Annotated in this window: 8 protein-coding genes; 2 read left to right on the forward strand and 6 right to left on the reverse strand. The window is 37.8% G+C overall.

Features of this window, described 5'->3' with window-relative positions:
* The first annotated feature begins 52 nt into the window (after positions 1-52).
* A complete protein-coding gene (locus F6U93_RS03055) occupies positions 53-1,201 on the forward strand; it encodes an alpha/beta hydrolase (RefSeq protein WP_150936700.1) in 1,149 nt (382 codons plus the stop codon).
* Positions 1,202-1,233: 32 nt separating this feature from the next.
* Positions 1,234-2,592: a DNA repair protein RadA gene (gene radA, locus F6U93_RS03060; protein ID WP_150936702.1), complete on the forward strand. Its 1,359-nt coding sequence runs from the start codon at positions 1,234-1,236 to the stop codon at positions 2,590-2,592.
* A gap of 19 nt (positions 2,593-2,611) precedes the next feature.
* On the opposite strand, the gene F6U93_RS03065 is transcribed toward radA, so the two are convergent.
* The 6 genes from F6U93_RS03065 to F6U93_RS03090 all read right to left on the reverse strand — a co-directional run bounded on the left by F6U93_RS03065 (position 2,612) and on the right by F6U93_RS03090 (position 11,623).
* Positions 2,612-2,866, reverse strand: a complete 255-nt coding sequence (locus F6U93_RS03065; RefSeq protein ID WP_150936703.1) for a hypothetical protein — start codon at positions 2,864-2,866, stop codon at positions 2,612-2,614.
* Positions 2,867-2,911: 45 nt separating this feature from the next.
* On the reverse strand, positions 2,912-3,994 hold the full coding sequence (locus F6U93_RS03070; protein WP_150936705.1) for an autotransporter outer membrane beta-barrel domain-containing protein: 1,083 nt from the start codon (positions 3,992-3,994) through the stop codon (positions 2,912-2,914).
* A 125-nt stretch (positions 3,995-4,119) separates the two neighbouring features.
* Positions 4,120-6,474, reverse strand: a complete 2,355-nt coding sequence (locus F6U93_RS03075) for an arylsulfatase (RefSeq protein ID WP_150936707.1) — start codon at positions 6,472-6,474, stop codon at positions 4,120-4,122.
* 17 nt (positions 6,475-6,491) lie between these two features.
* On the reverse strand, positions 6,492-8,846 hold the full coding sequence (locus F6U93_RS03080) for an arylsulfatase (RefSeq protein ID WP_150936709.1): 2,355 nt from the start codon (positions 8,844-8,846) through the stop codon (positions 6,492-6,494).
* A 9-nt stretch (positions 8,847-8,855) separates the two neighbouring features.
* A complete protein-coding gene (locus F6U93_RS03085; RefSeq protein WP_150936711.1) occupies positions 8,856-9,077 on the reverse strand; it encodes a hypothetical protein in 222 nt (73 codons plus the stop codon).
* Between the two features lie 149 nt (positions 9,078-9,226).
* Positions 9,227-11,623 (reverse strand): arylsulfatase, encoded by a 2,397-nt coding sequence (locus tag F6U93_RS03090; RefSeq protein ID WP_150936712.1) that lies wholly within the window; start codon positions 11,621-11,623, stop codon positions 9,227-9,229.
* Between the last annotated feature and the right edge of the window lie 483 nt (positions 11,624-12,106).

Genomic DNA, 12,106 nt, shown 5'->3' on the forward strand with positions numbered 1-12,106 from the left:
TCTAGGTTAATTTATTACCTTGGCCAATCGAACCAAAAACCAAATATTTAAGATGAAACACCTACTTTTTATTTTATTGTTTACCATATCAAGCACTTATATAGGGGCGCAAGTTAAATATCAAAACTTTCATTCTGCGAAATTAGGGGAGGATCGCCAATTGAAAATTCAATTACCACGGAATTATGATAAGGAAAACAAAAGCTATCCGTTAATTCTTGTTCTAGATGCAGATTATATGTTTGAGGCTGTTGCCGGAAATGTAGATTATTTCTCTTATTGGGAAGATATGCCACCTGCAGTTGTTGTTGGTGTGAATCAGTTAAATAAACGTTATGATGATTGTATGTACTCTGAGCAAAACTCATTGCCAATAGATACTGGTGCTGCTTTTTTTGAGTTTCTTGGTTTAGAGCTTATTCCACATATAGAAAAAAAATATGGCACAGGTCGTTTTAAAGCAGTTATAGGGCACAGTGAATCGGCTAATTTTATTAATTACTATTTATTAAAGCCCCAACCTTTATTTCAATCTTATGTAGCTATTAGTCCAGATTTAGCACCTAACATGTTAGAGTATCTTCCTGAGGCCATAGGTAAAGTGCAGTCTAAAACATTCTATTACTTGGCTAATACCGATAATGATACAGAGTCTATAAAAGGAATGACTGATGCATTGGATACTGATATTTCAGCCGTTGAAAATGATATGCTCGTTTATAATTTTAATAATTTTAAAGATCCTTCGCATTATTCAGTGCCTACTAGTGCGATTCCTGTGGCTTTAGAAAAAATGTTTAAAATATATCAGCCTATTTCTAAAAAGGAATATCAAGAAGTTATTTTAGAATTAGAAACTTCTCCTGTGTTGTATCTTCAAGAGAAGTACCAAGAAATTAGTGAGGTCTTAGGTGTTGAAAAGCCTATTTTGATTAATGATTTTAAAGCGATTGCTGCCGCTATTGAGAAAAAGGAAGCTTACGAATATTATGAAGAATTAGGTAAAATGGCTAGAAAATTTTATCCTGAAACTTTACTAGGAGGTTATTATATTGGAAGGTTTTATGAAGAAACTGGTGAAACTAAACGCGCTATGCGAACGTACCAGTCGGCTTACACTTTAGATGAAATTGCCGGTATTACAAAAGACGAAGTTATAGATAGAGCCGATTTAATAAAAGCCGATTTCGGTTATAATTAATGTCTACACTTTTTTAAAAAATAACTCAATTCATGGCGAAGGTAAAAACGACTTTTTTTTGTCAGAACTGCGGCACGCAGTTCGCGAAATGGCAGGGGCAATGTACAGCATGTAAAGATTGGAATACAATTGTAGAGGAGCTAGTACAGAAGCCAGAAAAAAGTGATTGGAAAACACCTACGTCTCCAAAGAAACGATCTGCAGTTCCCTTATTAATTAATCAAATAGACACTTCTAAAGAACCTCGATTAAATACTTTTGATGGTGAGTTAAATCGGGTTCTGGGAGGCGGTATCGTACCTGGGTCTTTAACCTTGTTAGGCGGAGAGCCTGGAATTGGTAAAAGTACTTTGTTACTTCAGGTGTCGTTAGGGTTGCCTTATAAAACGCTTTATGTTTCAGGTGAAGAGAGTCAGAAGCAGATTAAGATGCGCGCCGAAAGAGTTAATCCGAATAACAGTAATTGCTATATTCTAACCGAAACCAAGACTCAAAATATATTCAAGCAAATAGAAACTTTAGAGCCAGATATTGTCATTATTGATTCCATACAGACCTTGCATAGTGACTATATTGAATCTTCTTCAGGAAGTATCTCTCAAATCAAGGAGTGTACCACTGAGCTTATCAAATTTGCCAAAGAAACGGCAACACCTGTTTTACTGATTGGTCATATTACCAAAGACGGACATATTGCAGGGCCTAAAATTTTAGAGCATATGGTTGATACGGTTTTGCAGTTTGAAGGAGACCGTAACCATGTATTCCGAATTTTACGCGCACACAAAAACCGTTTTGGTTCTACTAATGAATTAGGGATTTATGAAATGCAAGGTTCAGGACTTCGTGAAGTTTCTAATCCTTCAGAAATTTTAATATCTAAAAAGGATGAGGAATTGTCTGGGAACGCCATTGCAGCTACTTTAGAGGGTATGCGTCCTTTGATGATAGAAGTTCAAGCTTTAGTGAGTACCGCAGTTTATGGTACGCCTCAGCGCTCTGCCACTGGTTTTAATGCCAAACGTTTAAATATGTTGTTGGCGGTTTTAGAAAAGCGTGCTGGTTTTCGCTTGGGTGCAAAAGATGTTTTTCTAAATATAACAGGAGGGATTACTGTTGATGATCCGGCGATTGATTTGGCGGTAGTGGCTTCTATTTTATCTTCAAATGAAGATGTTTCTATTCCAAAAGATTATTGTTTTGCTGCCGAAGTTGGTCTTTCAGGAGAAATTCGTCCGGTACAACGTGTGGAACAACGTATTTTGGAAGCTGAAAAACTAGGGTTTGCTACTATTTTTGTGTCTAAATACAATAAGATTTCATTACAAAATACAGCGATTAAAATACAGCTTATTTCCAAAATGGAAGATCTGGTAGATTTTTTGGTGTAAAAAACCAGAAGTGAAAAGTCTATTTCTCTTTGTTGTATTTTTTATGCTCGATTTGCTTTTTTTCTAAAATGGCATAAAACTTTCGAGGTGAAATTTTAAGGTCTTTTGTGATATCACTTACCTTTTTCTTTCCCTTTTTGTAGAGTTTTAAATTTTTAGTGACTTCTTTATTGAAGAAATGAATTTCTAGTTTCTCAATAATTTGCAATGCTGTTAAATTAGAGTCATTGGCATAGGTTTCAATTTCAGATTTAATGTTTGATAAATGGCTCATAAGTCTCTTTTTTAGTATTTTAAATCAATATTTTTGTGGGTGCGTTTATTTCATGCCTTTTTTCTTCACGCCAAAGCGGTATTGTAGCCCGGTCATGATAAATCTTTGGGCATCAGATAAACTATATTCCCCTCGAAACATCCAGTGTTTGTTAATTTGTAAATTAAAACCCATTTGAAACGTTACCGTTTGTATGAGCTCTTTTTTAATGCGATAATCTACTTCAGTAGTAAACAACCCGCTTTCATTTACCTTATCTTTAATAGTGTGTAGTGCTTGATTTTGTGCTTGCAATTTTATTTTCTCTGCAGTACCTGTTTCTGGTGCTTTGATGATGGCTTCATTACTGGCTACTTTGTCGTCAACTCTCTGATTAAAGGTGTCATTTAAATCGGGGAATACTTCATCCAAACCAATGTTGCCTTCACTTCCCTTAGCACCTATAAAGTTTCGGTACATGACACCTGCGTATGGTGCCAAAAAGAAGTCTTTGCGCTTTTTGGATAGGCCAAAACGATAGCCGCCACGAGCAGATAAGGTAGCGTAACCTACCTGGTCTTTTAATAAATCGGTGTCTGTACGTGAATAGTTGAAATCTGTACTTAAAAAGTAACCATTCCAACCAAATATTAAGGTGGTACCCAAGCCATATGTATTTGCATTAAATTCTACATTGGAAGAAAATTGAGGTAACTGTAAAATGACTTCTCCGGTAGCGTCTTTCCATGTAGGTTGAAGGGTTACTTGCGTGCCTCCCCTTACCGCTGAAAATAATCCGTAAACATTCATAAAGGGTAAAATCCAGGCATCTGCCCTTAAATTTATACCATTTGATGTGGCGCTAACCTGAGTGAAATTTAAGGTTTCTACATTTAGTACATCCGAGAAATCTTTGCCTCCAATTCTAAGATCAAATTCTGTGATTTCTAGATCCATATACACATTTACATAATTGGCATTTATACCAAAAGGCAATTGAAGCTGATCAGCAAACCCCTTGTCGGCTGCTTTTTGTCCCCAAATGGGTAAGACATAAGGGTAAGTAATGGAGTCTTTTAATTTTTCCTGAGCTTTTAAGTTAAAAGAGACCACTAGCAAAGCAGCTAAACATAAGGTGATTTGTTTCATGTATTAGTAATTAATTTTTGTGTTTAATTTTATTTTCTAAAGTTTTTGCTGCTTTTTCGCAAGACGTTACATGTTCTGTAGCCCTTAAAGTTGATTGCCGTAAACTAATTGTTGTTCTCATGCTTCTAGTTTTTCAATTCAATATTAACTTCTATAATATGTCCTTGAAACTTAGCTGGAGCGACATAATTTTTGGTTACAGGCGAACCTGAGTCTTCTCCTATACCAAAGGTGTCGATTCCGTATCGACCTGCTACTGTCTCTTCAACACGCAATTCACATGTTTTTTCATTATTGATGTATAAGGTAAATAAACCGCCTTTTCCAGCTCCTCCACCGTCATATTTAAAATCAAGCTTTACCGAAACTAATCCATCAGGAAGTTTTTTAGTTGACTTTAAAGTAGAAACCTCTTCAAAATAATTGTAAAGAAAAGTGGGGTACCCATCTTTAACGTATAATACATAGCCACCACTTAGTCCACCTAGAGCACTTATTACTCCTTCTTTGTGTTGTGCATCGGTTTCTAACATGGCTTCCATTGACCATGATTTGTTTTTGGTGTTTGGAGCAGCTGTTTCGGGCAATCTTGTTGCTCCTTCATAAAAAGTGAAACTAGTTCGGTCACCTAGTGGTGATGGCTTTGGAACTGTAAGACGCGCAGCACCACGATCATCTAATGGATACACCTCATTCTTTTCGGCTTCTTCATCAAACAATTTTTTTAGTTCTTCCAATTTTTCAGGGTATTGGTCTGCAATATTTACAGCTTCTGAAAAGTCTTCTTCAATATTGTACAATTCCCACACTTCGTTTTCATAACCTGGTGCTACATCTTGTCGCCATGGTAATGTATGTTGGTGGGCAGCTACCCAGCCTTCATGATAGATGGCGCGGTTACTCAACACTTCAAAATATTGAGTAGTTCTGATTTCTGGTGCATTTGCATCAGTAAATGTGCTCATGAAAGATTTTCCTGCAATCGGCTTTTGCTTTACGCCATCCACATATTCAGGGAATTCCATTCCCGAAGCCTCTAAAATTGTAGGTACCACATCAATTATATGTAAAAACTGTGAGCGCATACCTCCTTTATCTTTTATCACTTTTGGCCAAGTAACTACCATCGGGTTGCGGCTTCCACCAAAGTGAGAAGCTACCTGTTTTACCCAAGGGAAAGGAGTGTTTCCAGCAAACGCCCATCCAATAGGGAAGTGAGGCTCTGTAGTGGGACCACCAATTTCATCTTTTTTCTTTAAGTTTTCAGCAATTGTGCTTGGTATTCCATTTAAAGCCTTAATCTCATTGATGGTTCCATCCAAACCACCTTCTGAGCTTGCACCATTATCACCAACAATATACATAACAATCGTATTTTCGGCATCTGGCAATGCACTTATTGCAGTTAGTAATCGGCCAATTTCATAATCAGTAAAGGCAAAGAATCCTGCGAAATTCTCGTACAATAGGGTGTAAAACTCTTTTTGCTCATCGTTAAGTGTTTCCCATTCAGGCACATTTTCGTTACGTGCTGAAAGTTTTGCGTCTGCAGGTATTATGCCCATTTCTTTTTGACGAGCATAGGTGATTTCACGCTCCTTGTCCCAACCATGGTCAAATTTACCTTTAAATTTGTCTCTCCATTCTTTGGTAACATGGTGCGGGGCATGCATGGCACCAGGTGCGAAATACATAAATACCGGTTTTTCTGGCGACATGGATTTTTGCAATTGCATCCAGCTAATTGCTCTGTCTGTCATATCCGTCATAAAGTGATAACCTTCTTCTGGTGTTTTATCTGCTTCGACAGGAACCGTGTTTTCAAATATTACAGGATAATATTGATTCGTTTCTCCTGCTTGAAACCCATAAAAATAATCGAACCCCATAGCCGTAGGCCAACGGTCAAACGGACCTGCAGCACTGGTTTCCCAATCGGGTGTGTTGTGATTTTTACCAAAAAAGGCTGTGTTAACACCGTTGCCCTTCATTACTCTTCCTACCGTTGCTGTGCTTCTCGGAATCATGGTGTTGTAACTCGGAAATCCTGTTGCCCACTCAGGTAAAAAGCCGTTGGCGGCTTGGTGGTGGTTTCTACCTGTAAGAAGAGCAGCACGTGTGGGGCTACAAACAGCCGTTGTATGGAAACGGTTGTAGCTTAACCCTTCGCTGGCTAAAGAATCTAAATTTGGCGTAGGTATGGAGCCTCCAAAAGTACTAGTCATTCCAAAGCCAACATCATCCAGCAAAATTACAATAACGTTTGGGGCATCCTCTGGCGGACTTGGCATTTTAGGCCAAGCAGATTCAGATTCTGCATACGTTTTACCTATTTTTCCAGTAAATGCTGGGTCATCATACGGGAGCTTACTACCTTCTTTTTCATGATTTGTAATTTTAGTTTGCTCTTGTCCGATTTGCTTACAAGCACCAAGAATTAGCACTGTTGCTAAGATGGGTAACACTTTTTTGTAAATCATATTATTAAAGTTTTTAATTATTTTTTCAGATACTTAATCTCAGTTTTCCCAATTTTACCATTAAAAGCAAATGGTGCTTGATCAAAATATTCTAAAGCAACTGGTGAGTCTAAATCCATACCAATATCGAAAGTGGCATTAGATGTAAAGTGCAAAGACATCGCTCTTGGTACACGTTTTTTTCCAACTTCTTTTCCGTTAACTCGAAGCGTCACATCCATAGCACCTCCAATTTTATCAACCAATTGTGATACCACTTCAACAGTAATATCGCCTTCAGGTAATTTTGAATTCGACCTGATTTTAGTACGTTCTATTTCGAACAAATTGAACTCGTAATTTAAATACCCATCTTGAACAAAACAAGTGACACCACCACCGAAACCAGCCAAGGCGTATAATACGCCATTCGCGTCTTTTGGAACTTGTACTTCCATTTTAACAATATTGCTGTTCTTTCCTAATTTAGGCGCCGCCGATTCTGGCATATATGTAATGGGTTTAGCAAAAGTCCACTCGGTTGCAGTGGGTGCTGGAGCATCCTCTGGATGAAATAAGGCGGTACTCCATAATCCTCCACCGATAGGCATGTTTTTATATTTAGCTGATTCTACCAAAAACAAAGACTTCATTTCTTCTAATTTATCAGGGTTTTTCTTCGCCAGATCATTGCTTTGCGTCCAGTCTTCCTCTAAATTATAAAGTTCCCACTCGTCTGTAAGCGGACTCCATTCTTTTATATCCTTAGGAATACCACCTACCCAAGGTTCTCTAGGACCTCTAGCATTTGCAAACCAGCCGTCGTGATAAATAGCTCGACTTGCCATAATATCGAAAAATTGTGTTTTACGCATTCCTTCCGCATTAGCGTCTTTAACCGCATAGGTCATACTTACACCATGAATTGGGTCTTGTGCAAACCCATTAACAACTTGTGGTGCTTCAATATTAAGCACATCATAAATGGTAGGTGTCACATCTATCACATGATGAAATTGCGATCTGGCTGTTTTATCAGCTTTCATGGCTTTAGGCCAACTTACAGCTAAAGGCTGTCTTGTTCCTCCAAAATATGCGCCTTGTAATTTTGTGCCTTTATACGGTGTACTTCCTGCCCAAGCCCAAGCGGCGTGATACATATTGTCTGTTTTATTGGTTCCCAATACATCTAAACCACCTAATTCTTCTAAAGCATCTAAATGCTGAGAAATTTTTGTTGGAATCGCATTTTGTGCCAATTGCTCACTAATGGTGCCATATAAACCTTCTGAAGACGAACCGTTATCACCCCAGATGTAAAATACGAGCGTATTATCTAGTTCCCCCATGTCTTCAATATGATCGATAACGCGACCAGCATGATAATCTGCATGTTCTGTAAAACCAGCAAATACTTCCATTAAACGTCTTTGGAAGGGTTTTTCAGATTCTGGAATAGATTTCCAAGAAGCCATACTTTCTGGTCTTGGCGTTAATTGCGCATTTTGAGGTATGATGCCTTGAGATTTCATACGCTTAAACGTACGTTCTCTGTAGGCTTCCCAACCATCATCAAATTTCCCTTTGTATTTATCAGACCATTCTTTAGGCACTTGATGAGGTCCATGAGACGCACCTGGTGCCCAATACATAAACCACGGTTTCTCTGGTTGATATGCTTTTTGGTCGTTTAACCAGTTTATAGCATCGTCTGCAATATCTTCGGTTAAATGGTACCCCTCCGGACGATGCGCTCCAACAATATAGTCGGTATTTCGAACCAAGGTTGGTTCGTATTGAGACGCTTCTCCTGCTAAAAAGCCATAGAAATATTCAAAACCATAACCTGTTGGCCAATAGTCAAAAGGCCCTTTATTTGTTATTTGCTCTTCTGGGGTGTTATGCCATTTTCCGAACGCTGCTGTATTGTATCCGTAGTTTTTTAAAACTTCGGCAACGGTAGCGCTACTTTTAGGAATCACACCACTAAAGCCATCAAAATCGTTTGCTATAGCAGCAATCTGTCCATTACCAACAAAGGTGTGATTACGACCTGTTAGTAAAGCGGCACGTGTTGGAGAACACATGGCAGTACTATGAAATCTGTTAAAAGACACTCCAGAATTTGCAATCTTACTTAAGGTTGGTGTGTTAATTTCTCCACCATAGGTACTTGGTGTTCCTGCGCCAACATCGTCCATTAAAATGATAAGAATGTTTGGTGAATCATCAGCAAGACGTTTCGGTTCTACACGTTTTTTGTATGTGGAACTTTCGATAGTAATACCAGCCTGAGAAGCAGAGGGTGTTGGAGGAAAAGGTAAAACCTGCTGTGCAGATATAACCCCACCCAAAACCATTAATGCTAAGAAAAAAATGTGTTTTAGTTTCATAATTAATATCTAGTTTTTTGTTGTATTCGTATTTAATTGAAAAGGATAAACTACTTTCCAGTCGTTTTTCATATCAATATTCACCCAATTCTTTTTTTGAGACGTTTCTGTTAACGCTTTTAGACTTGTGTCGGTTTGATCAGATGCATAAACGTACTCCCTTTCTTTATCTTTGTGTGTTACCAAAACATTCATAAAAGGTTTTTCGCTAGCTTCAGCATACTGCATCATATTGTAATCGCCATCAGAATTACCAGCTACAAATACAGGATGCTTTCCGTCTTACTTTCGCAGGGCATTAAGACTAAAAACATTACGGTTATTGTGGCTGTTATTTTCTTCATAAAAACAAATAGTTAAATATGCTGATACTTTTAGTTTTAATTTAAGTTGACATGAACCTTTTCTATAACGCCATCAAATTCAAACGGTACTTTTTCATGATATTTTAAAGATACTGGTGAGCCCATATCAGCTCCAACATCAAGAGTTTCTGTAGCACTAAATGCAACTGGAACCGATTGTTTTACGTTACAAACTCCAACTTCTTTTCCATCAACAGAAATGGTAACGGTAGCAGGTGCTCCTGGTTTTTCTAACTGCGTTACAATTTCTATGCTGTGTTTTCCCGCTGAAAGTTTAGGTGTACTTACACTGTAGTTTTCTATTAGAAACATATTATACTCGTAAGTAATTTTATTGTTTTCCATAAAACATGTTAGTCCGCCACCGGATCCACCCAAGGCGTATAAAACACCATTCGTGTTCTCCTTTAAATCTAAATCTATAACAACTGTGTTATTTGTCTTTCCTAAACCTGGAGCTGAAAACTCAGGCATTCTACGTGTGTTTTGGGAAAAAGTCCAACTTTTATAAGGTGATTTTATAATGTCTTCTGGGTGTAGGCGCAGCCAATTCCCTCCACCAATTGGAAAATCTTTATTGTCTTTGGCTTCTTCTAAAAACACCTTTTTAAGTGCTTCCAGTTTTTCTGGATGTTCCTTGGCTAAGTCATGTGCTTGAGAAAAATCTTCATTTAGGTTATAAAGCTCCCAAACATCTTCTTTAGGATTCCACGTTTTTAATCCAGGTCCTCCGCCTGGAACCCATGGTGTAAACGGACCAAAAGTACAAGCATACCAACCATCTTTGTAAATAGCTCGACTGCCATTATTATCGAAAAACTGAACTTTTTCAGCAGGTTTCACATGTGCATCTCCAAAGGTATACACCATACTAATACCATCCATAGGTATTTGTTCGAAACCATTAACCACTTCTGGAGGAGTAATGTCTAAAATGTCGTAAAGCGTAGGTGCAATATCATTAACATGATGAAATTGCGAACGCGTCGTTTTGTCTGGTGTAATGCCTTTAGGCCAACTAATTACCATAGGGTTTCTGGTGCCGCCAAAATGAGAAGCCACTAATTTGGTATAACGAAATGGTGTGTTTCCAGCCCATGCCCAGCTAGCATGATACATGTTTTCGGTAATTTTTCCGCCTAGAGCTTCTAAACCGCCTATTTTATCTAAAGCACTTATTTGTTGTTCAATGGTATTAGGAATTAAATTTTGAGCTAATAATTCACTGATACTTCCGTTTTGTCCTTCGGCGCTACTGCCGTTATCTCCCCAGATGTATATAAAAATGGTGTTATCCTTTTCACCCATATCTTCAATAGCATCGTAAACGCGGCCAACTTGAACATCGGCATGTTCTACAAAACCTGCAAACACTTCCATCAAACGACGTTGAAACGGCTTTTCATCTTCTGGAATAGCATCCCAACCTGTCTGGCTTTCTGCTCTGGCGGTTAATTCAGTGTTTTCTGGAATCCAACCCATGTCCTTTTGTCTTTTAAATACGCGTTCACGATAGGCATCCCAACCATCATCAAATTTACCCTTGTATTTATCTGCCCATTCTTTAAAAATATGATGCGGGCCATGCCCAGCTCCTGGAGCGAAATAAAGCAAAAATGGTTTGTCGTCTGCAAACGCTTTTTGATCTTGCATCCAAGAAATAGCATGATCGGCTAGGTCTGTACTTAAATGGTAAGTGTCCGGATTTGGAGGCGCAACCGGTGTGAAATCATTAATTAAAGCGGGTTCCCATTGACTGGTTTCACCACCTAGAAATCCGTAAAAATGTTGAAATCCATAATTTACAGGCCAATACTCAAAAGGTCCTGCTGCTGATGTTTGATTGGCCGGGGTATTGTGCCATTTTCCTAAAGCTGCGGTATTGTAACCATAGTTTTTTAAGACTTCAGCAAAAGTAGCAGCTTCTTTCGGGATAATTCCGGTGTAGCCATCCCAATCAACTGCGCGTTCTGCAATAGTTCCGCTTCCAACTCTGGTGTGGTTTCTACCTGTAAGCAATGCTGCTCGTGTAGGTGAACAGATCGATGTGGTGTGAAACTCATTATAAGCGATGCCTTCATTGTAAATTTTTGATAAGGTTGGTGTATTCACTTCGCCTCCAAAGGTAGAAGGCAAGCCAAAACCAACATCATCCATAAGAACAATCACAATATTTGGTGCATCTTTTGGTAAATGATCTGTAGCCTTTCTGCGCACCATTTTACTTTCGTAAATGGTTTGTCCATACGTGCTGGTAGAAGGTGGTTCTGGAAAAGGTAAAATACTCCCGATTTCTTCAGAAGTAGATGTTGTTGTTTGTGGTGTTTCTTTTTTATTAGTACAAGATATCAAGCATAAAATAGCTGTCCCAAATAATATTCCTAAATGTTTTTTGTTTAAAGTGTTTTGCATAATAGAATTAGTTTTTAGAAAAATTCAATCTTAAAAACCTTTTTTAAAGCGGTTAATTTCTGTAAATAGTAGCTAATGCCAGTGTTGAATTTTACTTTTTCACCCTTCCTTTAGTAGCTTTAACGGACTTGATAGAAAATGCGTAGTAGAATAGTCAAAACAAGATGTTTACAACTATGTTTAAAAGTGAGGGTTTTCATAATTATAAGTTGTTTTATAGTTTGAAACACAAAAAAAATACAGTTTAACTTATGGATAATCTATTAGTTAGGTTTTTAATTGTGCTCTATTCAAATTTAATATAATATTTCTTGAAATAAAGGGTTTGGACTGTTTTTTAATAAATTTAGCTCTAAGGAGTAGTTAAAAAGTGATTTTAATACAGTGTGATAGTCCTTAAATATAGACTTGTGGTCTTTCCGCATTTTTCCTTCAAAAGTCAATCCATTTTCAGTAGAAATCATTAAATTCGCGGACTTATTA

Source organism: Pseudotamlana haliotis, from assembly GCF_008806375.1.
GTDB classification, from domain to species: domain Bacteria; phylum Bacteroidota; class Bacteroidia; order Flavobacteriales; family Flavobacteriaceae; genus Pseudotamlana; species Pseudotamlana haliotis.

What these genes read in the sequence shown, in the direction of transcription:
- F6U93_RS03055 (WP_150936700.1), top strand. Translation starts at nt 53, where the DNA reads ATGAAACACCTACTTTTTATTTTATTGTTTACCATATCAAGCACTTAT.
- radA (WP_150936702.1), top strand. Translation starts at nt 1,234, where the DNA reads ATGGCGAAGGTAAAAACGACTTTTTTTTGTCAGAACTGCGGCACGCAG.
- F6U93_RS03065 (WP_150936703.1), bottom strand. Translation starts at nt 2,866, where the DNA reads ATGAGCCATTTATCAAACATTAAATCTGAAATTGAAACCTATGCCAAT.
- F6U93_RS03070 (WP_150936705.1), bottom strand. Translation starts at nt 3,994, where the DNA reads ATGAAACAAATCACCTTATGTTTAGCTGCTTTGCTAGTGGTCTCTTTT.
- F6U93_RS03075 (WP_150936707.1), bottom strand. Translation starts at nt 6,474, where the DNA reads ATGATTTACAAAAAAGTGTTACCCATCTTAGCAACAGTGCTAATTCTT.
- F6U93_RS03080 (WP_150936709.1), bottom strand. Translation starts at nt 8,846, where the DNA reads ATGAAACTAAAACACATTTTTTTCTTAGCATTAATGGTTTTGGGTGGG.
- F6U93_RS03085 (WP_150936711.1), bottom strand. Translation starts at nt 9,077, where the DNA reads ATGATGCAGTATGCTGAAGCTAGCGAAAAACCTTTTATGAATGTTTTG.
- F6U93_RS03090 (WP_150936712.1), bottom strand. Translation starts at nt 11,623, where the DNA reads ATGCAAAACACTTTAAACAAAAAACATTTAGGAATATTATTTGGGACA.